Below are 21,698 nucleotides of genomic sequence, written 5' to 3' on the forward strand. Positions count from 1 at the left end.
CCGGGCGGCCCGCAACTGGGGGTAGCGTTTGTTTATGAGCGACCAGCAGCCTGCAGACGACGTCTACACGCACGGCCACCACGAATCGGTGGTCCGCGCCCACGCCTCCAGGACCGCCGAAAATTCCGCGGCGTTCGTCCTCCCGTACCTCACTCCCGGGGCGACGCTGCTCGACGTCGGCTGCGGGCCGGGCACCATCACGTGTGACTTCGCCGCACTGGTCAGCCCCGGCAAGGTCACCGGCCTGGACCGCGCACCGGACATCATTGCCCAGGCGCAGGCCCTCGCCGTCGAGCGGGAAGTGCCCAATGTCGAATTCGTGGCGGGCAATATCTACGACCTGGATTTCGCCGACGAAACATTCGACGTCGTCCACGCCCACCAGGTGCTCCAGCACCTGACCGACCCGGTCGAGGCACTCCGCGAGATGCGGCGCGTGGCGAGGCCAGGCGGCATCGTGGCCGTGCGCGACGCCGACTTCCATGGCATGAGCTGGTACCCCGACGTCCCCGAGCTGGACGAGTGGATGGACCTCTACCAGCGGATCGCCCGCCGCAACGGAGCGGAGCCCGACGCCGGGCGGCGGCTGGTCAGCTGGGCCCAGGCTGCGGGGTTCACCGACGTCGCGCCCACCAGCAGCAACTGGCTTTACGCCACGGCGCAGCAGCGCCGCTGGCAGGCACGCGTCTGGGGCGAGCGGGTGCTGCATTCGGCCTTCGCCGAGCAGGCACTGGAGTACGGATTTGCCAACCCGGCCGACCTTGCCCGGATCTCGGCCGGCTGGCACCGCTGGGGCTCCACGGATGACGGCTGGTTCCTGATCCCGAACGGTGAAGTCATCGCCCGGGCCTAGCCCTGAAGCGGGCCCCGCTATTGCCCCCGTAAGATTGTTCAGTGCAATTTTCCCTGTGGCTGGCCCTTGCGGGCGCCGGCGCCCTGATCAGCTTCACCCCGGGCGCCGGGGCCATCAACACCATGAGCAATTCCCTGAATGCCGGATTCCGGCGCTCCATCTGGGGAATCCTGGGCCAGCAGGCTGCCCTGGTGGTGCACGTCCTGATCGTCGCCCTGGGCGTTGGGGTGCTGGTGGCCAGCTCACCCCTTGCCTTCAACGTCATCCGCTACGCAGGCGCGGCCTACCTGGTGTACCTGGGTATCCGGCAGTTCCTCAGCAAGCCCACCGTGGCCCAGGAGCAGGCCGCCACCCTTCGCAACGAACCCGCCTGGTCCATCTTCCGGCGCGGATTCTGGGTCAACCTCCTGAACCCGAAGGCGATCGTGTTCTTCCTCGCCTTCACTCCCCAGTTCATCCGCCCCGAACAGCCCCTGTTCACGCAGTACGCCGTGCTGACCGCCACCATTGTGGTCATCGACATTTTGGTGATGTGGTTCTTCTTTGCCGCAGCCGCCCGGTCATTCCAGCGCTTCACCAACACGGAGCGGGGCCAGCTGGTCCTCAGCCGGGTGTTCGGCGTCCTGTTCGTCGGCGTGGGCATCCTGCTGGCTTTGATCCACTGACAGCGCAGCTCCCGACCTTTTGCACCAACGCAGGAGGTACCCATTTCACTTTCAGTAATGCATCTTTACAAGTTAGTAAAACTTTGTGAACAGGCGGCTAGCCAAAGGTGATCGGAAGCGCGCATGCTTATGTCCATGACCTCAACGTCGAGCGCCTACCGCGTCATCACTGTCTGCACGGGCAACATCTGCCGTTCCCCCATGGCCGAGTTCATGCTCCAGGCTGCGCTTGAACGCGAGGGCCTGGACGGGCTGGTGGAAGTGGACTCCGCAGGCATCACGGGGTACGAGGCCGGCAGGCCCATCGATCCCCGCGCGGCGCGCCGCCTTGCGGTGACCCAGCTGGCATCGGAGCATCACGTGGCACGCGAGTGGGAGCCTGGGTGGTTCCGCGAGCGCGACCTGATCCTGGCATTGGACATTGACCACTACGCCTGGCTGAGTGAAGCGGCCCCGGACCAGGAATCCCTGGACAAGATCCGGATGCTCCGCAGCTTCGATCCCACCATGGCGGAGCGGGACCGGCTGGACCAGGGCATCGAGGACCCCTGGTACGGCGGCCATGCGGATTTCGACGCCGTCTGGCACCAGATCCACGCGGCAATTCCGGGCCTGGTCCAGCACATCAGGGCCGCGGTCCTGCAGAACACCCAACTGCAGCCGAACTAGCAGCGGAGCGTGCCACTGCAGCGGCGTGACTTACGCGGTGCAGGTACTGAAAAGGTACGCTCTAGTCCATGATCCCAGCCCCCGTCATCATCGCCGTGGATGGGCGCTCCGGCGCAGGGAAGACCACCCTCGCCGTCGAACTTGCGGCCCGGCTCCGCGCCCACCACAAGGTCTCACTGTTCCACCTCGAGGACATCTACCCGGGATGGGACGGGCTGGCGGCCGGCGTGGAGCGCTATGTCACCACGGTCCTTACGCCGCTGAGCCGGGGCGAGGCAGCCACCTGGACCAGCTGGGACTGGGAGAACCACTACGACGGCGACGCCCGGGTCACGCTGCCAGCGGAGATCGTCATCGTGGAGGGGGTGGGGGCCGCCGCCGAGGCCGCCCGGCCCATGCTTGGCGCTGTCATCTGGGCCGAGTCCCCGGACGATGTCCGCCGGACCCGGGCTTTGGACCGCGACGGCGCAACCTACGAGCCGTACTGGGACCAGTGGGCCGCCCAGGAGGAAGAGTGGCTGGGCCGTGATGACGTGCCCGGCCGTGCTGACCTCCGCATCCAAAACCTCGCGGACAGATCGGCCCCGGCGGACGTGCTGCAGCTCCTCCCCTACCTGCCGGCGCTGGCGCCGGTCCTGGCCCCCGAGCTGTCAGCACGCCGCGGCCTTCGGCTTCATGCCGAGCGCCTCCCTTCCCTCCCGGACGCACCGGCACTGTTCCAGTCGCTGTACGGCCGCTCAGCCAACGCCGTCTGGCTGGACTCCTCCAACGCGGCCACCGGCCGGCCTGGCGCAGGGCAGGACGGCGCAGGACAGGACGGCGCAGACCCGGCGCGGACTGCCGCGGAGCGCAGCCGGTTCAGCATCATGGCGGACGACGGCGGCACGTTCGGACAGTTTGTGACCCACCGTGCGGGTGTGAGCCTGGTCAGCACCGGATCCTCCACCGCCAAAGTCCCCGGCCCCTTCTTCCGCTGGCTGGACACCGTCTGGGGCCGCCGGGCCGTACGCACCCCGGATGGCTATCCCGGCGAGTTCACCCTGGGCTGGCTGGGCTGCCTGGGCTACGAGCTGAAGCGCGAAACGGGCGGCAGCGACCTTTCGGCGCACACCCCGGACGCCGCCCTGATCTTCGCGGGCCGGGCAGTGGTCCTGGACCATGCCGAAGGCACCACCTGGCTCCTGGCACTGGAGGCACCGGACGCCGGCGAGTGGCTGGCAGAGGCCCGGCCAGCCGTGGAAGCCGCTAACGCCGCCGCCCGGCTTGCGGCGGATGACCCCGCAGCGCACGCCGGCGCCAGCACCGGCGTCGTACGCTCAACACCGCCCATCTTCCGCAGCCGGGACACGGGCGCCCGTTACCGGGAAAAGATCGAAGCCGCCCAGCACCAAATTGCCCAGGGAAACACCTACGAGGTCTGCCTGACCACCACCCTCGAAGCCCGCACCCCGGCAAGCTCGCTGGACCCGTGGACCACCTACCTTGCGCTGCGCCACAGAAACCCTGCCCCATTCGCCAGCTACCTCCGGCTGGGAAACCTTGCAGTGGCCAGCACATCGCCGGAGCGGTTCCTGAAGATAGCGTCCGACGGCGGCATGCGCGCCGAGCCGATCAAGGGCACCCGGCGCCGGGCTGCCGACCCGCAGGAGGACGGCCGGCTGCGCGCAGACCTGGCCACGTCCCTGAAGGACAGGGCCGAGAACATTATGATCGTGGACCTGCTGCGCAACGACCTCAGCCACTTTGCAGAGCCTGGCTCCGTCACGGTCAGCCGGCTCTGCGCGATCGAGAGCTACGCAACGGTCCACCAGATGGTCAGCACCATCGATGCCCGCCTCCTCCCGGGGCATCCCGGGCGGAGGCGGTGGCTGCGTGCTTCCCGGCGGGATCCATGACCGGGGCCCCCAAGATCAGTACCATGGCCATCCTGGACCAGCTTGAGGCAGGGCCGCGCGGGATTTACTCGGGCGCCATCGGCTACTTCTCGCTCAACGCGGCGGCTGACCTCGCCGTCGCCATCCGGACGCTGGTGATCAGCACGGACGGTAACGGAGAAGCTGAACTCTCGCTCGGCGTCGGCGGTGCCATTACCTCAGACTCTGTTCCCGACGACGAATATGAGGAAATCAGGACCAAGGCCTACGGGGTCCTCTCCACCCTGGGCGCCGTTTTCCCCGAAAACTGACGGCCCACCCCGCGCGGCGGAGCGGCCATCCACACTGCGGACACCCGTTTAGGAAGACGCGGCCGGGGGTACGCCCCTGACCTCAGCTGAACCGCCCAAGCCAGGCGGCGGACCCATCCCTGGTGCTTCCAAACAAGTTAGGTTTTGCCGCGTGACGGATCCGTCCCCTCCCCAGAACACCAGCAAGGCACCACGCAGCGTCAAGTATGTCCTCATGCTCGGGGCCCTGGCCGCGCTTCCGGCCCTCACCACGGACATGTACCTGCCCTCCCTGCCCGTCGTGGAGGCCGATCTCCACACCACCCAGACCGCCGTCCAGTTGACGTTGTCCGGGACACTTGTGGGAGGCGGGATCGGCCAGTTGGTCATCGGCCCGTTCTCGGACCGGTTCGGACGGCGGCTGCCGCTGGTCATCGGCATCTCGCTGCACGTGGTCATCTCGCTGTTGTGTTCCATGACGCCGAACATTGAAACGCTGACAGGCCTGCGCGTGCTGCAGGGCTTCTTCAACGCCGCCGCTGCCGTGGTGGCACTCGCGGTGATCCGTGACCGCTTCGTCGGCTCCGCCGCCGCCCAGTTGCTGTCCCGGCTGATGCTGGTCATTGGTGTTGCTCCGCTCCTGGCCCCCACCGTGGGACAAGCCATCGCCGGACTCTGGAACTGGCGCGCCGTCTTCTATGCGCTGGCGCTCATCGGGGTGGTCCTGGTGGCAATCGTCTGGAAGTTCATGCCGGAAACACTGCCGGAGGACAGGCGCAGCCCGGGCCACCCCCGGCATGTGGCGGGCGCCTACTGGTCGCTGCTGCGGGACAGGCACTTCATGGCCCTTGCCGTCATCCCCGGTCTTGGACTGGCCCTGATCATGAGCTACGTGGTGGGTTCGCCCTTCGTGTTCCAGAACGAGTACGGCTTCACCGCCCAGCAGTTCGCCCTGGTCTTCGCCCTCAACGGCGCCGCGCTGGTCCTCTCGGCCCAGCTCAACGCCGCCCTGGTCCGGAAATTCCCGCCGGTCCGCCTGCTGCGCACCGCCCTCCTGGTCCAGTTGTGCTTCGCCCTGCTGCTGCTGGGAGTGGTGGCCACGGGTGCCGGCGGCGCGATCGGCCTGGTGGCCGGCCTGTGGCTGGTCCTGTCAGCCCAGGGAATGATCCCGGCGAACGCGTCCACGCTGGCCCTGCACAACTACGGCCACATGGCGGGAACGGCAGCAGCAGTCATCGGCGCCCTGCAGTCCGGGGTCGCCGGACTTGTGAGCCCCCTGGTGGGGCTCCTGGGCGGAAATTCCCTCTCCATGGTCACCGTCATGATCGGCAGCTGCACCCTGGCGGTGCTGGTGCTTGCCCTGGGAACGCCTGCCTACCGGAAGGGCGGCTGGCCTGAGCACGCCGGGCACGACGACGGCCGGCGGGTCAGTGCCGACGAATAGGTAGGTGCGGCCGCGGGCGGCTGGGCAGCCTTACTGCACCGTGGCCGTCAGCCGCGCCACGTTGTCGACGTACCGTGCAGCGAGTGGCCGGTTGAGCCAGTCCGCGAGCTTCAGCTCATGGGAGATATCCCGGTAGGTGTCCTCCACGGCCCGCATCTTGTTCACAATGCCCTCACCCAGCAGCATCACGGACACCTCCATGTTCAGCGAGAAGGACCGCATGTCCATGTTGCTGGAGCCCAGCACAGCCACCTCATCGTCGATGGTGAAGTGCTTGGCGTGCAGCACGAACGGGGCCTTGTACAGGTAGATCCGCACACCGGCCTCAAGAAGCGCCTCGTAGTAGGACCGCTGGGCGTGGTGGACCAGGAACTGGTCACCCTTCTCCGAAACGAACAGTTCCACGTCAACGCCGCGCTGGGCAGCGGTGGTGATGGCGTAGAGCAGTGAATCGTCCGGAACGAAGTAGGGGCTGCAGATGGAGATCCGGTGCTGCGCCGAATAGATGAGGGTGTTGAAGAGCCGCAGGTTGTTTTCCGTGATGAACCCTGGGCCGGAGGGCACTACCTGGGCCGTGACGTGGCCGGGCTCCGGGTTCGCCGGGAGCTGCAGCTGGTGTTCCAGCGACTCGTCGGTCTCGCTCAGCCAGTCGGTGGCGAAGACGACGTTCAGGGTGGTCACGATGGGGCCGCGCAGGCATGCCATCAGTTCCACCCATTCGCGCCCCGCCTTGCGGTGCCGGGGGTTGTTGTAGGAGGGCTCGATCAGGTTCTGGGACCCCGTGAAGGCGATCTCGCCGTCGATCACCATGATCTTGCGGTGGTTGCGCAGGTCCGGCCGGCGCCACTGGCCGTGGATGGGCAGCAGGGGCAGCATCCGCTTCCACTGGATCTTGCCCGCGCGGAGGCGCTTGAGCAGCTTCCGGTAACCCTTGATCCGCAGTGTGCCGATGTGGTCGAACAGGAGCCGCACTTCCACTCCCCGTTCGGCGGCTTCCTCCATGGCAGTGAGCAGGTCGTTGGTGACGTGGTCCGAACTCATGATGTAGAACTCGGCGTTGACGAACTTCTTCGCCTTCCGCACCGCGTGCGTCATTTCCAGGATGGAGTCCGGGTAGCCGGGGATGAGGTCCACCGTGTTGCCATCCACCATGGGCAGTGACCCCAGGGTGCGGTTGAGCTCGGCAGCTGACTTGACCCATTCCGGGCCCGGGTAGTCGCTTTCCGCGTCCGAGAGCGAGGTGATGCCGGCCTGCACCCGCTCGTTGACCAGCTGCTGCTGTGCCCGGCGGCGGCTGGAGAGCTGGAAGTTGCCGAACAGGAGGAACAGGACAATGCCCACGAACGGGATGAAGAAGATACCCAGCAGCCACGCCATTGCCGTGGTGGGGCGCCTGTTGCCGGGGATGATTCCCAAGGCCAGGACCCTGATCACCAGGTCAACAAAGCCCAGGAGCACCACAACCCATGTCGGCGCGGTACCGGCAAGCGAAAAAGGCCACAACACGTTACAAACCCCCGGAGAGATAGGGCTCCGGAGGACGGCTTCCGGCCGGTGCACTCTGCCCAGCTTATCCGCGGCACAGCACTAAGCTGGTGCCATGACCTCTCCAGCCCCCGTGGTTCTCGCCTTCCTTGATCCCGCCTTCCCCGACGGCAGGATGGCCGATGCGTCCCAACCCCAGCTGCTGGTCACGGACCTTGGGGTCACGCGCGGCGACGGCGTCTTTGAAACCATGCTCGCCGTGGGTGGAACGGTGCGGAAGATGCAGGCGCACCTGGACCGCCTTGCGGGTTCCGCCGTGGCACTGGACCTAACCGTCCCGGACCAGGACGCGTGGCGGCGGGCCATTGCTGCTGCGGTTGCCCGGCACCGGTCGGAGAACCCGCCGGCAGACCCGGGCGCAGATGAACTGGTGGTCAAACTGGTGGTGACCCGCGGCGTGGAGAGTGCGCCCAGCCCCACCGCCTGGGTCCAGGTCTCGCCGGCCGGGGCTGCCGGACGCCGGCAGCGGGAAACCGGCATCGACGTGATCCTCCTTGACCGGGGCTATGACAGTGACGTGGCCGAACGGGCGCCCTGGCTGCTGCTCGGGGCGAAGACGCTTTCCTATGCCGTCAACATGGCAGCGCTGCGCCATGCCCACAAACAGGGCGCCGACGACGTCATCTTCACCTCCTCCGATGGCCGCGTCCTGGAAGGCCCCACCTCCACGGTGCTGCTGGCGCATGTGGAAAAGTCCGACGACGGCACAACAGTGAAGCGCCTCATCACACCACAGCTGGACAGTGGCATCCTGCCCGGAACGTCCCAGGGGGCACTCTTTGCTGCAGCCAAGGCGGCCGGCTGGGAACTGGGCTACGGGCCGCTGGAGCCGCAGGACCTCCTGGACGCCGATGCGGTCTGGCTGATCTCAAGCGTCCGCCTGCTGGCGCCCGTGAACCGGATCGACGGCAAGGAAATCGGCACCCCGTCCCTCCAGAAGGAACTGACCGCCGAGTTGAGCGGACTTTTCGCCGGCATCCACTAATCCGCAACAAGCGGGCCTATCCCTTTTCCCGCTCCCGCATCGCCCGTAAGGTGTGCACCATGGACTCGCGAAACCTGCCGATCGAAAACCTGTCCTTCGACGACTGCTGGGAACTCCTTGCCAACAACATGGTGGGCAGGCTGGCCATCGTGGTGGACGAACATCCCGAGATATTCCCCGTGAACTACGCTGTCCACCTGCGCAGCATCGTCTTCCGCACCGCACCCGGCTCCAAGCTATGGGGCGCCAGGATGGAACGGCCGGCGGCACTGGAGATCGACGGCTACGATTCCGCCTCGGAACAGGCCTGGAGCGTGGTGGTGCGGGGCGAGACGGAGATCATCGAGGACCAAGGCGTGAAGGATGCCGTGGACGGGCTTGGCCTGGAACCGTGGCAGCCAGGCGAAAAGGCCAACTACGTCAGGCTTAACGCCAAAGCCCTGACGGGACGGCGGTTCCGGGTGAACCGGCCGGATGTCTGGAACACCCGCCTGCAGGACCCGCGGCGGGCGTCCTTCGAATAGCGTCGCGCCAACCAGGACCCCTCACGGAAGGCCCGTCAGGCCCCGGATCCTGCCAGCTGCCGTGAAAGCTGCGTTTCCAGCCCGGACAGCAGGATGGTGAGTCCCTGGTCAAGCTCCGTGGCGCCGTCGTACTCCACCAATGCCGGCGCCAGGGCACGCAGCCGGGGGAATTCCTTTGCGGGCAGGCGGTGGAGCCCCAGGCGCAGCAGTACCTCGTTCTCCTCCGGGTCCACCACGTACTCCTGCAGTTCGTTCAGGATGTGCCCGTAGAGGAAACCGTAGTAGGCGCGGTAGACGTGGAGCGCATCTGCCGGTTTGAATCCTGCCGCCACCAGCAGGTCCAGGATCTGTTCAAGGGGCCGCAGCGTGCCCAGCGGACGCAGTCCCAGCGGCGTGGAGAGGGGCCGGGTTACCAGCAGGGGGACAACGTTGGGGTGCCGGAGCGCCAGCATCCGCAGGCTGTGGGCGATCTTCCGCAGCTGGGCCTTCCAGTCCGGGTCCTCCGGATGAATCGGGAGCTGATCAAGGACCAGCTCAGAAACCCCGTCCAGCAGCGCGGCGCGGTTCTCGGCGTAGCGGTAGAGGCTCATGGGGTCCCGGCCAAGCTCCTGCCCCAGGCGGCGCATGGTCAACGCTTCCAGCCCGTCGGCGTCAACCAGCTCGAGGGCCTTGGCCAGCACGCTTTCCCTGCTCAACCGCGCCTTGACGGGTGGGCGGTTGGAAGCGTGCGGGGAATTCATGATGTTGTCCTAGCTGGGATACGTCCGGGATAAATCGAGACGGTTGCCTCATATGTAGTCTACGAGTAAAGTCTACAACGTAGACAGGCGCTGACAACGCTGAGGTCCCAATGCATCCCAAGGGACTCAACCTATAGATCCGATGGCCACGTGCAGGGCATCGAATCTTGCTGCTGTAGCCGAACGGCGGCGCCGAGCACTTAGCGAAGGGGAGCCATCATGGCACATTCGCAGTTCGATATTTTTCTTAACGAAGCCACCTACCCCGACCAAGCCTCAGATTCCAGCCTGGACCGCGACCGTCTCTACGGGCTGTATACCAGCTGGTGCCTCATCAATGAGCAACAGCCCGGCACCGAGTCCAGTTTTTGGGCGGCCATGAAGCACCGGATTTCGCCGCGCCGCAACGGGCTGCGCATGAAGGGCCCTGCCGCTGCCGACTACATCCTTACCAGTTACCCGGGCCTGGTCTGAGACCCGTCCCAATTTTCGGAGAAACCACCGGATAACCAGTGGTAAATGATTAAATGCTGTGGCTCTTTTGTGCCGCAGCATTTTTCATGCCCTCTTCGGCCTGCAAACGAAAGCCCTCCAGCCCCGGCTAGGTGGGAATGATCCGGAAAAGGAACCTGGTGCGGACCATCACCCACAGCAGCCCCAGGACCACGGCATAGGCCGCGGTGTTCAGGAGGATGCTCTGCTGCTGCAGCACCGGAATGTTGGCCACGACGGCGATCAACACCACATGCATGATGAACACGTAGAGCGTGGCGCGCCCCAGCGGAATCAGGAACCAGCCCAGGGCACGCTGCACCGGTTTCCAGTAGGCGCTGAGGAACACGTAGGCGGCCACCACCAGGACCAGGACGTTGAGGAGGCGGCCCGGCGCCAGGTACGTGCGGCCGAAGAGTGCGTCATACATGGCCCGGTAGGCCGCGTCCGGCAGAAGCGCCAGGCGGACGTCATAGTTGTTGGCAAGGTACGGATTGCCCCAGGACAGGAATGCCAGCGCGAACGCTGCCGCAGTGCAGGCGGCCACCACCCAGGTATGCGCCGACAGCCAGGCGACGATGCTGCGGCGGTGGTAACCGACAACCAGCCCGAGCACGAACAGCACCTGCCACACCAGCAAGGGGAACGAGTCCTCGAACTGCGACGGCAGGAGCCTGAACCTGGTCACGGCCCCCACTGCGTACACGGCGAGCGTTGCCAGCAACACCCAGACGGCCTTGCCGCGGTTGAGCGCCGCAAGGATCAGCGGGCTGACCAGCAACAGCACCACGTAAAGACCCATCACGTTGAACTGCCAGGGCCCAAACTGCAGCAGCACGATGGCCGGCAGCACCTGGGGCGGCACGGGGAACTGGAACAGCGATGACATGCCCGCATAGAGGTCGTAGGTCCGGCCGGCACCAGTATGCCCGGCGCCGCCGGTTCCCTGGTCTACGAACGTGGTCAGGGCCTCGGTGTGGAAGAACGGGAGCAGGGACAGAAGGAAAACGCCGATCAGCACGGCCAGTGAGGTGACGTAGAGCTTCCCGGCCCGGCGGGACGTGAGGTCCACAACCCGGCCGAAGTCCTCCTTGGCCTTGGGCCCGTACACCATGCCCACCACCAGGCCGGAGAACAGGACGAACAGTTCAGCGCCTGACACGAAGCCCACCGCCTCCTGGGTGAGCAGCTGGAACAGGGAGGCCATACCCAGGTGGTTGACCACGACGAAGACAATGGCCATCCCGCGGAGCAGGTCGACCCGCGAATCCCTGCTGGAGGGGTCCTGGTAACTCCAGGATGTGGCGGCGTTGATCCGGCGGGGAACCTGCCATAGGGCCACCAGGAGGATGGCCATGGCGGCAGCAACCGTCCAGGCTGCCGCACCGGAGAGGGTGTTGGCCCGGACATAGGTGCTTCCCGAGGCCACATCGGTGACAGGGCCGGTGACCAGCGGCGACGCCTTCAGCCTGTCCAGCGCAGCCTTGGCGATATCCGGACTTCCCGTGAGCAGCCAACTGATGCTGGCCACGCCGGTATCCCTGGTGCTGGTGCGCTCGTCCCACACAACGGCGGCCGTTCCCGCGAAACCCGGGGACGTGGCAGTTGCCACGACCTGGTCCCACCAGCCCGTCTTAATGTCCAGCTCGGACGCGCCACCGGATGCTGGGCTGTAGAACGCCGCAGTCTGGAGGAGGAACGGCTTCTTGCGGGCCTCGGCGTAGGTGCCGTAGAAGTTTTCGCTGCCGGAGGCCGTCAGCATCTCCTGGAGCTCGCCGGCTCCCGGGAGGGAGTTGACGGCGGCCCCGCCGGCAGTGTCGTCGTGATAGGCGGTCAGCCCCACCCAGTCCACGGCGTCGTCGCCGGGGTAGTACGGGGCATAGGCGCTGTCGCTTCCGTTCCAGGTCCCGTCCCCATTCGTATCCAGGAGGGAAAACCCATCGCTTCCCGGCTGCGGCGCATTCCGGTTCCGGTCGAAGGGGTAGTCCTTGCCCAGGTACGGCGCCCACACCATGGTGGCCCGGCCGCCGTCGTACTTTTTGAACGCTGCCGCCACGGCCTGGAAGGCCTGCCGGTAAGTGGCCGGCTGTTGGCCCCAGGGCACCCAGCTGGCGTTCATATCGGGGGCGAACCGGACCAGCAACTGCCCCTTGAACCCAGTGGTCAGGTCGCGCACCTGCGCTGCGAACGCTTCCGCTTCCTGGGCCCCGAGCTGGTCCAGGGGAACCGACGGCTTCACCGTCAGCAAGGCATGGGCGCCCTTCGCTGCAGTCTGCTGCAGGAACCCGTCAATGTCATTCCGCTCCGAATCGCGGTAGGGAATGGTGATGTCGTGGCCGAAGACCGCCGGGCTGGCGCCGAGCCGGTCACTGAAGCCCGCAGCGGTATCCTCCCCCCACTCGAGCACCGCCCCCAGCCAGGGCTTGCCCTTGTCCGGCGCAGCGTCCTCCGCATGAGCCGGCCCCGCCGGGGCCGCCAGAACCAGGAGGCCAACGAGGGCCGCTGCCAAAAAGGCGGCGACGGAACGCCGACGGCTCCTGCGGGTTACGGCGTGGTGCTGCGATGTGTGTGCCCGCATGCTGACAAGGACCCCCCGGTGCTCTTTGCTCTGGCGACGGGGCGGCGCCCCGGTATGAACTTTATCGGCCCGCGGCATCACCCGTGGCGTGTTGCCGGCAGCTCAATTACGGAACATGACGACGGCGGCGGTGCGGCTCGGCGCGGCAGATGTTACGTTTTTGGGGAGTAATGAGTACCGGTGCCAAGCCCTGACTTGCCGGTCGGCAACCCTCCCTTTCGCGGCGGGGTGCCTCAGGTGAATACTCGGCATATCGACCGATTCGAGCTGCAAGCGTGAAAGAAGGAGATCCGTCGTGTCCGACGCACCTGCCCCTGACGAAAAATTGTCCTACCGCCTGATCACCGGCCCGGACGACCGCGCATTCTGCGAGCGGATCTCCGCTGCCCTGGCGGAAGGATACGTGCTGCACGGCAGCCCGGCGGCCACCTTCAACGGCACCCGCGTCATTGTGGCGCAGGCAATTGTCCTCCCGGCTGCGATCGCCTCGGCGGACGCCGCTGTGGCCACCGCGGTGGACCAGCTGGACGCCGAATTTGAGGGCGAGTTCGACGGCGAGGGCCACGCATGAGCTACGCGGGAGACCTCACGCCCCAGGAAGCATGGGCAAAGCTGGAGCGGGGCGCCATCCTGGTGGACGTCCGCACCGAGGGCGAATGGGCCCACATCGGGATTCCGGATACGAAAGCCACGGACAACGATCCCCTGTTCATCCAGTGGACCTTCCCGGGCGGCATCCCCAACCCGGACTTCATCAAGGACCTGTCGCAGCAGGCACCGGAGGACCCCGGCGCGGAAGTGGTATTCCTCTGCCGCTCCGGCAAGCGTTCCATCGCCGCGGCAACTGCAGCCACCCAGGCCGGATTCACCGCCTACAGCGTCCTGGAGGGCTTCGAAGGCGACCCCGACCGCTATGGCGAGCGGACCGTGAATGGCTGGAAGAACCGCGGCCTCCCCACCAACCTCGGAAAGAACTAAGTGACCTTCAACCCAGACGCCCAAGGCTGGAACCCCGACACCCAGGCCGTCCGCGGCGGCCTGGACCGCACCAACTTCCAGGAAACGTCCGAGGCCATCTTCCTGAACTCCGGCTTCGTCTACGAATCCGCCGCGGCAGCCGAACGCGCCTTCACCGGCGAGGACGAGCGCTTCGTCTACTCCCGTTACGGCAACCCGTCCGTGGCCACCTTCCAGGAGCGGCTCAGGCTGCTGGAAGGCACCGAAGCGTGCTTTGCGACGGCGTCGGGCATGTCCGCGGTGTTCACCGCGCTGGGTGCCCTGCTGGCTGCCGGCGACCGCGTGGTGGCTGCCCGCTCGCTGTTCGGTTCGTGCTTTGTAATCCTGAACGAAATCCTGCCCCGGTGGGGTGTGGAGACGGTCTTCGTGGACGGCCCCGACCTGGACCAATGGCGCGAAGCCCTCTCCAAGCCCACCACCGCCGTCTTCTTCGAGTCGCCGTCCAACCCCATGCAGGAGATCGTGGACATCGCCGCGGTCAGCGAACTGGCGCATGCGGCCGGGGCCACCGTGGTGGCGGACAACGTCTTTGCCACTCCCCTGCTGCAGCGCTGCGGCGACCTGGGCGCTGACGTCATCGTCTACTCCGGCACTAAGCACATCGATGGCCAGGGCCGGGTGATGGGCGGCGCCATCCTGGGCACCAAGGAGTTCATCGACGGCCCGGTGAAGCAGCTGATGCGCCACACCGGCCCTGCACTTTCCGCTTTCAACGCCTGGGTCCTCACCAAGGGCCTGGAAACCATGGGCCTGCGCGTCAACCACTCGTCTGCCACCGCCCTGCGGCTCGCCGAATGGCTGGAGGAACAGCCGGCCGTGAGTTGGGTGAAGTATCCGTTGCTGAAGTCGCATCCGCAGTACGCGCTGGCGGCGAAGCAGATGAGTGCCGGCGGCACGGTCCTTACCTTCGAGCTCGCTTCTTCCGGCGGGCGCTCCGGCAAGGAAGCGGCTTTCGCGCTGCTCGACGGGCTGCGGATCATCGATATCTCCAACAACCTTGGTGATGCAAAGTCCCTGATCACCCACCCCGCCACCACCACGCACCGCGCCATGGGGCCGGAAGGGCGTGCCGCCATCGGCCTGAGTGACGGCGTGGTCCGGCTCTCCGTGGGACTCGAGGACCCCGATGACCTTATCCGCGACCTGGAACAGGCACTGAAGCAGATCTAGCGGCCGACGCACACAGTCAACTCTGGCGGACCCGCAGCAGCTCCGGGGTGGCCTCCACGTCCGAAAGGTCCAGGCCGCCGCGCATCGTCACGTACACGGCCTGGCGGACCACCGCACCGAACCCCATGTCCTCAGGTGGTGGTCCCGCCAATGCCTTGTCGCGGGCACGGCGCTGTTCAGCGGCCCCTGGTCCCCTGGCGATGATGTCCTCCACTCCCTGCCGGGCCAGCGCCAGCTCGCCTTGTTCGGCGAGGACGGGGGCCAGGTAATCCACCAGGGAACGGACCACGTCCGCAGCTGGTGCAGGCCGGAAGTTGCCAAAGTCCAGGAGTTCGCCGCTGAGTCCCGCGCTGCTGGCCTGCCAGGACGCCATCCGCAGAAGCACCGTGGGCACGGGGGCAGGATCCACACCGGCACGCCACTCGCGGCTGGCTGATTCCACCAGCGCGCGGACCAGCACGGCAATGAGGGCGGCGTCCTCGGCCCGAAGGCATACGTCGGCCACCCGCACTTCCACCGTGGGGTGGTTGCGGGACAGCCGGGCATCGAAGTACAGCATGCCTTCATCGAGCATGACCCCGGTTTCCAGCAGCCGCGCAACCACCCGCCGGTATGCAGGGTAGGTTCCATAGATGCCGGTTGGGCCAGCGGTGGGCCAGCGGTTCCATGCCTGGGTGCGGTAGCTCTCGAATCCGGTGGGCACACCGTTCCAGAACGGTGAATTGGCGCTCAGCGCGGTCAAAACCGCCAGCTTGTCCCGGATCCGGTCCAGGACGGCCACGCCTTCTTCCGGCGATTCAATGAACGTGTGGACGTGGAAGCCACAGGTCAGCTGCTCCTGGGCCGTCAGCCCGAAACGTTCCAGCATCCTGGCGTAGCGGGGGTCGGGAGTGGTGTGGCTGGTGGACGCCAATGGCGAGGTGGCCAGTGCCGCCACCCGGGCATCATGCTTCCTGGCGGCCTGGTCCGCCAGGGCGCGTCCCGCCCGGATCTGTTCCAGCAGGCCCCCGTGTTCCAGGCACGGCCTGGTCTGCGTCTCGATCTGCTCAAGCTTGAGCTCGGCACTCAAGCCCATCTCGTCGTCGTAATCCGCTTGTTTTCCGGCATGGTGGACATCCGGGTCCAGGGGAAGATCATCCGCCGCAATGCGATGGCCGGCAAGGAGGGCGTCCGCCAAGGCAAGCGGCTCTCCGGACTCCGGATCAACAATCAGGAGTTCTTCCTCAACGCCGAATGTACGCATACGAACATTCTGCGGCAGCGGGCAGGCATTGGAACCGTGGCCCGCCGTTCATGACGAAGCATGAATGATCAGTCCTGGAAGTACTCCACCTTGGCGCCGATGGTGTTCAGGCGCTCAGCCAGATCCTCGTATCCACGCTCGATCACATAGATGTTCCGCAGCTCGGATACCCCGCGCGCGGCGAGCATGGCCAGCAGGAGGCAGGCGGCCGGCCGGAGTGCGGGCGGGCAACCCACCTCGGCGGCACGCCACTTGGTGGGCCCGTTGACGTAGATCCGGTGCGGGTCCAGGAGCTGCACCTGTGCCCCAAGCCGGTTCAGTTCCGTCAGGTAGATCGCCCGGTTCTCGTAGACCCAGTCGTGGATCATGGTCTGGCCATGGGCGTTCGCCGCGATGACCGCAAAGAACGGCAGGTTGTCAATGTTCAGCCCGGGGAACGGCATGGGGTGGATCTTGTCCTCGGGGGCGCGCAGCTCGGAGGGCTTGGTGGTCACGTCCACCAGGCGGGTGCGGCCATTCCGGGCCATGTACTCGCCGGAAATTTCCAGCTTCTGACCCATTTGCCCCAGCGTGGCCAGCTCGATTTCCATGAACTCGATGGGAACCCGGCGCACCGTGACCTCGGAGTTGGTGACGATGCCGGCCGTGATGAGGCTCATGGCCTCGATGGGATCCTCGGAGGGGAAGTACTCGATGTCGGCGTCAATCTCGGGCCGGCCCGTAATTTTCAGGGTGGTGGTGCCCACGCCCTCGATGGTGACGCCAAGCATCTGCAGGTAAAAGCACAGGTCCTGCACCATATAGTTGGGACTGGCGTTGCGGATCACTGTTGTTCCGGGCCGGTGTGCCGCCGCCATGATGGCGTTCTCAGTGACGGTGTCCCCGCGCTCGGTGAGGACAAAGGAGCGGTCCCGTGTATCGGCAGGCGGTGCCTGGACGGTGTAGAAACCTGCCGTGGCCTCCACCGAGAGGCTGAACTCGCGCAGTGCCTGCATGTGGGGTTCCACGGTGCGGGTGCCAAGGTCGCAGCCGCCGGCGTAGGGCAGCCGGTACTCCCGCGACTCGTCCAGCAGGGGGCCAAGCAGCATGATGACGCTGCGGGTCCGGCGTGCCGCGTCCACGTCCATTGCGTCCAGGTCCAGGACGGCAGGACGGCGGAGGCGGAGGTCTGTGTCGTTGAGCCAGGTGCACTCCACGCCGATGCTGGTCAGCACTTCGACAATGCGGTTGACCTCCTCGATCCGGGCCAGGCGGCGGAGCACCGTGGTGCCCCGGTTGATCAGGCTGGCGCACAGCAGGGCGACGCCGGCATTCTTGCTGCTGTTCACATCCACGGCGCCGGACAGGGTGCGGCCGCCCTCCACGCGCAGGTGGGTCATCTGGGGTTTTGCCACATTGACGATGCTGCGGTCGAAGATGTTTTCCAGCCGCTGGATCATCTTCAGGCTCAGGTTCTGCTTGCCCTGCTCCATCCGGGCGACGGCGCTCTGGCTGGTGCCGAGCTCGGCGGCCAACTGGCCCTGCGTCCAGCCCTTCTCGCTCCGGGCATCCCTCAACATGGCGGCAACGTGGCCGGCGGTCTCCTGCGTCATACCGCGAATATATCATAAATGAGCTATGCGGCATCGACTCGAGCGATTAGGAGGCTGAACAGGAAAGGGTTTACCCACTACATGCGATAGAAGGAGTGGGAGGTCATTTTCAGCTGCCCAGCCACACCATGTTCCACGTACCCGCCGTCACTGCCGCGAAAAGGGCCAGCCCGGCCACCAGCACACCACCGGCCACCACCCAGAGATCCAGCAGGCTGAACGTGGACACCCGGGCCCAGGTCCGCGGGCCGCCGCCGAAACCCCGCGCTTCCATGGTCACGGCGAGCCTGGACGCACGGCGGATGGCCTGCACCAGCAGCCCGAAGCTTTGCCCCAGCGTCGCCTTCACCCGCTGGCCTACGCTGCCACGGGCGCCTACGCCGCGGGCACGGCGCGCCATCCCGATGGTCTGCCATTCTTCGGCCATCAGCCCCACCAAACGCATCGCGGCCAGGGTTCCCAGGACGAACCGGTGCGGCAGGCGGGCTTTCTGCGCCAGCGCGTCCGCGAGGTCCGTGGGATCGGTGCAGCTCATCAGGAGCACCGCCGGCAGGGCAATGGCAAAGCCGCGCAGCAGGAAGCCGATGCCCAACTGGAGGGAACCTTCGCTCATGGTCCAGATGCCGGCGTCGAGCAGGATCCTTCCGCTGTCCGGCGCCAGGATGGAGGTGCTCCAGCCACCGACGGCGGCGGCGAGGATCAGCGGCCACCCGCGCTGCCACAGCAGGAACAGGGTGAGCCCGGCCAGGGGAAACAGCAGCAGCTCGAAGACCAGGGCCACGGAGGCCGACACCCAGTCGATGGACAGGGCCAGGACCGCAGTGATGAGCAGGACGGCCGCAAACTTGCTCAGCGGATTGGCACGGGCCAGGAGGGCATGGTTGCCGCTCAGGGTGAGCTCCTGCCTCATGGCGCCACCGCTTCCGCCGCAGCCATCCGCAGCTCCACCCCGCCCAGGGCCTCCGTGAATTCGGCATCATGGGTCACGGATACCACCGCAGTGCCGGCGTCCAGGAGCTCGGACAGGAATGATGCCAGTTCGGCCCACGTGTTGGCGTCCTGCCCGAAGGTGGGCTCGTCCAGGATCAGGACCTGGGGGCTGGCGGCAAGGACGGTGGCCACGGACAGCCGCCGCTTTTCACCGCCGGAGAGGGTGTAGGGGTTGGCGTCCACCAAGGCGGTGAGCCGCAGCCGCTCCAGGAGCTCGTCCACCCGGTCCTCGCCGTGCCCCAGATGCCGGGGGCCGAAGAGCAGCTCGTCAAGCACCTTGCCGGTCACGAACTGGTGCTCGGGCTCCTGGAACACCGTGCCCACGCGCGAAATCAGCTGCTCGGCCTTCCACTTGTAGGGATCGATGCCGGCGCCGCGGCTGAGGTCCAGCGTGGCGGAGACCTTTCCGGACACCGGTTCCAGCAGCCCGGCGAGGGTCAGCGCGAATGTGGACTTTCCGGCACCGTTGGGGCCGGTAATGGCAAGGGCCTGCCCGGCGCGGACCTGCGCGGCCAGGCCTTCCTGGACCGGCACCGGCGGGATCTTCCGGAAGCCTTGGCGGCGGGGACGGTCGCGGGAGACGCCCAGCTGCTCCGCTGCCAGCAGCAGGCTGCCCTCACCGGTTGGCGGGACGGCGGTGCGGGCGCGGGTCGCCTGCACGTAGCCGGGCACCCATACGCCCGCAGCAGCAAGAATGGTCCGGGCCTCATTGAGTACGCGGTCCGGCGGCCCGTCCAGGAGCACGGCAGGATCGGCGGCGGAACCGGGCTGCAGGACCACGATCCGGTCCACCAGGTCCTTCCATACGGACACCCGGTGCTCCACCACCACCAGCGTTGCCCCGGTCTTGTCCAGGGAGCGGGCCACGGCGTCACGGACCTCCAGCACACCGTCCGGGTCAAGGTTGGCGGTGGGCTCGTCCAGCAGGATCAGCCCGGGGCGCATCGCCAGGATGCCCGCCAGCGCCAGGCGCTGCTTTTGCCCACCGGACAGGGCCGACGTCGGATGGTCCAGCGGGAGGTGGGACAGGCCGACGTCGGCAAGCGCCTCGTGCACGCGGGGCCAGATTGCATCGCGGGGCACCGCAAGGTTTTCGGCACCAAAGGCGACGTCGTCCCCCACCCGTGACAGGACCACCTGCGTCTCGGGGTCCTGCTGCATGAGCCCGGCGCGGCCGCGCCGGGCGCGGGGCAGGGCGCCGTCCACCAGCAGCGAACCGGACTCGTCGGCATCGCCTGCCTCGCCGTCGTCGTTGATGTCTCCCAGGACGCCGGCGAGCGCGTGAAGCAGCGTGGACTTCCCGGCTCCGGAGGGTCCCAGCAGGAGCACCCGCTCTCCGGGGACGATGTCCAGGTCAAGGCCGTGGACGGCGGGTTTCGCCCTTCCGGCATGCCGCCAGCCCCAGCCACGGGCGCTGACGGCGGCAGGGCGGACCGTGCGGGCGGCATCCTGGGAGGGTGCCATCAGGAGAAGACGGGCTCCGTGGCAGCCTTGCGGGAGGCGAAGGAGCTCAGCACGCCGGTGCGGGCCAGGCCGCGGGTGGCGAGCCAGGACAAAGCGCCGGCCAGGACGGCACCGGAAATGGTGGTGAGGACGATGTAGGCGAGCTTGTCCGCGCCGGAGTAGGCGATGTTCCAGCCCCACGGCGCGAATGAGTCGTTGAGGCCGCAGAAGAATCCGGCCGCGGCGCCGGCCAGCAGGGATACGGGCAGGTTGAACTTGCGGTAGACGAAGATCGCGAAGATGATCTCCGCCCCCAGGCCCTGGATGAAACCGGAAAACAGGACCGAGGCACCGTACTGGGAGCCCATGAGCAGCTCTCCAGTGGCGGCCACGGTCTCGCAGAACAGGGCCGCCCCGGGCTTGCGGATGATGAGCATTCCCAGCACTCCGGGAATCATCCAGCCGCCGGCGAGCAGTCCGGTCAGCGGCGGGTAGGCGGCGTTCATGGGGGCAGACAGTGCGGCGGCCCCCTGGTCCCAAGCCCAGAAGATGACGCCACCCGCGATGGCCACCAGGGCGGCGACTACGATGTCCACGACGCGCCAGGACTTGCTGGTGGTCTTCTTGATTGCTGCAGTACTCATGTGATCCTCCTGGAAACAGGAGGGGAAAGTGGACCCGGCCGCCGGCCCGTTGCCGGGCAGCCGCGACACTTCGAGAACTCGACTCCCTTGCGCCGGTACTAACCGGATCAGGTTCGAGGGTCTGCGGCTGTCCGCACTCTCAGCGCCCACCTGCGGTGCCCGGCTTGTGCCAGGATCCCCGACGGCGGCGCTCCCCTGTCGTATTTAGTGTTGCTTTTGGTTGGGTAACGCTCTTTATTTGCCCGGTTCGGGCGTGGTCAAGTTTACACCTGGCAGGGGTAGATTGAGGGCCATGACCGCCAATCCACCGGATGTGACCGGGTTTGATCCTGATTCCAGCGACGCCCAGCCGGAGGGTTGGCTGGAGGCGCTGATTGTCCGCATCGAGGCGGAGGTCCGGGAGCTCCAGTTCCCCGGCTTCTCGCTGGATGATTCGTTGAACCTGGGCCTGCTCCTCGTGGAGCTGGGCAAGGAGCGGGGGCTGCCCATCGCAATCGATATTGCGAAGGGCGACCAGGTGCTGTTCCACGTCGCGCTGCCGGGCGCAACCCCGGACAACGGGCACTGGATCCGCGCTAAACAGCGCACTGCCGCCCGGTACGAGGTGCCGTCCCTACTGGTGGGACTGCGCGGCCGGCTGGGTGGTGGCCGGATCGAGGACAACGCCTGGTTCGACCAGTCCCGGTATGCCGCACATGGGGGCGCGTTTCCGATCTACGTCACGGGAGTGGGCGCGGTAGCCACGGTGGCCGTCTCCGGGCTGCCGCAACTGCAGGACCATGACCTGGTGGTTGAGGCGCTGCGCGGCGTCCTTGGATCGGCGCTGGCTGATTAGGCGCTGGCTGATAAGACGCTGAGGGATCAGCGGCGGGACATCCGAGGGGCAGGCATTCAGGCTGCTTAGCTTTTATTAGTAATCATGCTTACTATGTTGTCTCCC

19 protein-coding genes, 1 pseudogene and 2 riboswitches are annotated in these 21,698 nt (G+C 66.7%); of the genes and pseudogenes, 12 read left to right on the forward strand and 8 right to left on the reverse strand.

Going from position 1 to position 21,698, the window contains the following annotated elements; translation table 11 throughout:
• Nucleotides 1-34 precede the first annotated feature (34 nt).
• The 5 genes and pseudogenes from ACTAQI_RS14875 to ACTAQI_RS14895 all read left to right on the forward strand — a co-directional run bounded on the left by ACTAQI_RS14875 (nt 35) and on the right by ACTAQI_RS14895 (nt 5,795).
• Nucleotides 35-853 (forward strand): methyltransferase domain-containing protein, encoded by an 819-nt coding sequence (locus ACTAQI_RS14875; protein ID WP_457946866.1) that lies wholly within the window; start codon nt 35-37, stop codon nt 851-853.
• 41 nt (nt 854-894) lie between these two features.
• The gene (locus ACTAQI_RS14880) at nt 895-1,518 is read left to right on the forward strand and encodes a LysE family transporter (protein ID WP_457946867.1); all 624 of its coding nucleotides are present in this window, start codon (nt 895-897) and stop codon (nt 1,516-1,518) included.
• Nucleotides 1,519-1,653: 135 nt separating this feature from the next.
• A complete protein-coding gene (locus ACTAQI_RS14885) occupies nt 1,654-2,187 on the forward strand; it encodes a low molecular weight protein-tyrosine-phosphatase (RefSeq protein ID WP_457946868.1) in 534 nt (177 codons plus the stop codon).
• 68 nt (nt 2,188-2,255) lie between these two features.
• Nucleotides 2,256-4,372 (forward strand): annotated as a pseudogene (gene pabB, locus ACTAQI_RS14890) (aminodeoxychorismate synthase component I).
• Nucleotides 4,373-4,523: 151 nt separating this feature from the next.
• On the forward strand, nt 4,524-5,795 hold the full coding sequence (locus ACTAQI_RS14895) for a multidrug effflux MFS transporter (RefSeq protein ID WP_457946869.1): 1,272 nt from the start codon (nt 4,524-4,526) through the stop codon (nt 5,793-5,795).
• Nucleotides 5,796-5,825: 30 nt separating this feature from the next.
• Here ACTAQI_RS14895 and cls read toward each other — a convergent pair whose 3' ends face one another.
• On the reverse strand, nt 5,826-7,301 hold the full coding sequence (cls, locus tag ACTAQI_RS14900; protein ID WP_457946871.1) for a cardiolipin synthase: 1,476 nt from the start codon (nt 7,299-7,301) through the stop codon (nt 5,826-5,828).
• A 94-nt stretch (nt 7,302-7,395) separates the two neighbouring features.
• On the opposite strand from cls, the gene ACTAQI_RS14905 reads away from it, so the two are divergent.
• Together ACTAQI_RS14905 and ACTAQI_RS14910 are read left to right on the forward strand one after the other, a co-directional pair.
• On the forward strand, nt 7,396-8,325 hold the full coding sequence (locus ACTAQI_RS14905; RefSeq protein WP_457946873.1) for an aminodeoxychorismate lyase: 930 nt from the start codon (nt 7,396-7,398) through the stop codon (nt 8,323-8,325).
• A 59-nt stretch (nt 8,326-8,384) separates the two neighbouring features.
• The gene (locus tag ACTAQI_RS14910) at nt 8,385-8,849 is read left to right on the forward strand and encodes a pyridoxamine 5'-phosphate oxidase family protein (protein ID WP_457946874.1); all 465 of its coding nucleotides are present in this window, start codon (nt 8,385-8,387) and stop codon (nt 8,847-8,849) included.
• Nucleotides 8,850-8,884: 35 nt separating this feature from the next.
• On the opposite strand, the gene ACTAQI_RS14915 is transcribed toward ACTAQI_RS14910, so the two are convergent.
• Entirely contained in the window at nt 8,885-9,589 is a 705-nt protein-coding gene (locus tag ACTAQI_RS14915; protein WP_457946875.1) for a TetR/AcrR family transcriptional regulator C-terminal domain-containing protein, read from the reverse strand.
• A 219-nt stretch (nt 9,590-9,808) separates the two neighbouring features.
• On the opposite strand from ACTAQI_RS14915, the gene ACTAQI_RS14920 reads away from it, so the two are divergent.
• On the forward strand, nt 9,809-10,063 hold the full coding sequence (locus ACTAQI_RS14920) for a hypothetical protein (protein ID WP_457946877.1): 255 nt from the start codon (nt 9,809-9,811) through the stop codon (nt 10,061-10,063).
• Between the two features lie 127 nt (nt 10,064-10,190).
• Here the strand turns inward: ACTAQI_RS14920 and opgC are convergent, their stop codons facing one another.
• A complete protein-coding gene (gene opgC / locus ACTAQI_RS14925; RefSeq protein ID WP_457946879.1) occupies nt 10,191-12,659 on the reverse strand; it encodes an OpgC domain-containing protein in 2,469 nt (822 codons plus the stop codon).
• Nucleotides 12,660-12,825: 166 nt separating this feature from the next.
• Nucleotides 12,826-12,941, forward strand: a riboswitch (SAM riboswitch).
• Nucleotides 12,942-12,954: 13 nt separating this feature from the next.
• On the opposite strand from opgC, the gene ACTAQI_RS14930 reads away from it, so the two are divergent.
• From ACTAQI_RS14930 to ACTAQI_RS14940, 3 genes are read left to right on the forward strand one after another with little or no spacing between them, the layout of a single operon-like run.
• Nucleotides 12,955-13,230 (forward strand): DUF1737 domain-containing protein, encoded by a 276-nt coding sequence (locus tag ACTAQI_RS14930; RefSeq protein ID WP_457946880.1) that lies wholly within the window; start codon nt 12,955-12,957, stop codon nt 13,228-13,230.
• Nucleotides 13,227-13,637 (forward strand): rhodanese-like domain-containing protein, encoded by a 411-nt coding sequence (locus ACTAQI_RS14935; RefSeq protein WP_457946881.1) that lies wholly within the window; start codon nt 13,227-13,229, stop codon nt 13,635-13,637. The genes ACTAQI_RS14930 and ACTAQI_RS14935 overlap by 4 nt, the downstream gene beginning before the upstream one ends.
• A complete protein-coding gene (locus ACTAQI_RS14940; protein ID WP_457946883.1) occupies nt 13,638-14,846 on the forward strand; it encodes an O-succinylhomoserine sulfhydrylase in 1,209 nt (402 codons plus the stop codon).
• A 16-nt stretch (nt 14,847-14,862) separates the two neighbouring features.
• On the opposite strand, the gene ACTAQI_RS14945 is transcribed toward ACTAQI_RS14940, so the two are convergent.
• The 5 genes from ACTAQI_RS14945 to ACTAQI_RS14965 form a co-directional block, all read right to left on the reverse strand.
• A complete protein-coding gene (locus tag ACTAQI_RS14945; RefSeq protein ID WP_457946885.1) occupies nt 14,863-16,089 on the reverse strand; it encodes a glutamate--cysteine ligase 2 in 1,227 nt (408 codons plus the stop codon).
• A 68-nt stretch (nt 16,090-16,157) separates the two neighbouring features.
• The gene (locus tag ACTAQI_RS14950; protein WP_457946887.1) at nt 16,158-17,681 is read right to left on the reverse strand and encodes a UDP-N-acetylglucosamine 1-carboxyvinyltransferase; all 1,524 of its coding nucleotides are present in this window, start codon (nt 17,679-17,681) and stop codon (nt 16,158-16,160) included.
• A gap of 109 nt (nt 17,682-17,790) precedes the next feature.
• Nucleotides 17,791-18,591, reverse strand: coding sequence for an energy-coupling factor transporter transmembrane component T family protein (locus ACTAQI_RS14955; RefSeq protein ID WP_457946889.1), 801 nt, complete (start codon nt 18,589-18,591; stop codon nt 17,791-17,793).
• Entirely contained in the window at nt 18,588-20,135 is a 1,548-nt protein-coding gene (locus tag ACTAQI_RS14960) for an ABC transporter ATP-binding protein (protein ID WP_457946891.1), read from the reverse strand. Before ACTAQI_RS14960 ends, ACTAQI_RS14955 begins: the two co-directional genes overlap by 4 nt.
• Nucleotides 20,135-20,758 carry an ECF transporter S component gene (locus ACTAQI_RS14965; RefSeq protein ID WP_457946892.1) on the reverse strand — a complete coding sequence of 208 codons (624 nt, stop codon included), beginning with the start codon at nt 20,756-20,758 and terminating at the stop codon, nt 20,135-20,137. The genes ACTAQI_RS14960 and ACTAQI_RS14965 overlap by 1 nt, the downstream gene beginning before the upstream one ends.
• A 66-nt stretch (nt 20,759-20,824) precedes the next feature.
• Nucleotides 20,825-20,965: riboswitch (TPP riboswitch) on the reverse strand.
• A gap of 85 nt (nt 20,966-21,050) precedes the next feature.
• On the opposite strand from ACTAQI_RS14965, the gene ACTAQI_RS14970 reads away from it, so the two are divergent.
• On the forward strand, nt 21,051-21,593 hold the full coding sequence (locus ACTAQI_RS14970) for a heme-degrading domain-containing protein (protein WP_457946893.1): 543 nt from the start codon (nt 21,051-21,053) through the stop codon (nt 21,591-21,593).
• Nucleotides 21,594-21,698 lie beyond the last annotated feature (105 nt).

Source organism: Pseudarthrobacter sp. alpha12b (genome assembly GCF_054130495.1).

Coding starts and splice junctions, on each gene's coding strand:
- ACTAQI_RS14885 (WP_457946868.1), top strand. CDS start 1,654: ATGACCTCAACGTCGAGCGCCTACCGCGTCATCACTGTCTGCACGGGC.
- ACTAQI_RS14945 (WP_457946885.1), bottom strand. CDS start 16,089: ATGCGTACATTCGGCGTTGAGGAAGAACTCCTGATTGTTGATCCGGAG.
- ACTAQI_RS14920 (WP_457946877.1), top strand. CDS start 9,809: ATGGCACATTCGCAGTTCGATATTTTTCTTAACGAAGCCACCTACCCC.
- ACTAQI_RS14910 (WP_457946874.1), top strand. CDS start 8,385: ATGGACTCGCGAAACCTGCCGATCGAAAACCTGTCCTTCGACGACTGC.
- opgC (WP_457946879.1), bottom strand. CDS start 12,659: ATGCGGGCACACACATCGCAGCACCACGCCGTAACCCGCAGGAGCCGT.
- ACTAQI_RS14965 (WP_457946892.1), bottom strand. CDS start 20,758: ATGAGTACTGCAGCAATCAAGAAGACCACCAGCAAGTCCTGGCGCGTC.
- ACTAQI_RS14875 (WP_457946866.1), top strand. CDS start 35: ATGAGCGACCAGCAGCCTGCAGACGACGTCTACACGCACGGCCACCAC.
- ACTAQI_RS14950 (WP_457946887.1), bottom strand. CDS start 17,681: ATGACGCAGGAGACCGCCGGCCACGTTGCCGCCATGTTGAGGGATGCC.
- ACTAQI_RS14935 (WP_457946881.1), top strand. CDS start 13,227: ATGAGCTACGCGGGAGACCTCACGCCCCAGGAAGCATGGGCAAAGCTG.
- ACTAQI_RS14970 (WP_457946893.1), top strand. CDS start 21,051: ATGACCGCCAATCCACCGGATGTGACCGGGTTTGATCCTGATTCCAGC.
- ACTAQI_RS14960 (WP_457946891.1), bottom strand. CDS start 20,135: ATGGCACCCTCCCAGGATGCCGCCCGCACGGTCCGCCCTGCCGCCGTC.
- ACTAQI_RS14905 (WP_457946873.1), top strand. CDS start 7,396: ATGACCTCTCCAGCCCCCGTGGTTCTCGCCTTCCTTGATCCCGCCTTC.
- ACTAQI_RS14915 (WP_457946875.1), bottom strand. CDS start 9,589: ATGAATTCCCCGCACGCTTCCAACCGCCCACCCGTCAAGGCGCGGTTG.
- ACTAQI_RS14955 (WP_457946889.1), bottom strand. CDS start 18,591: ATGAGGCAGGAGCTCACCCTGAGCGGCAACCATGCCCTCCTGGCCCGT.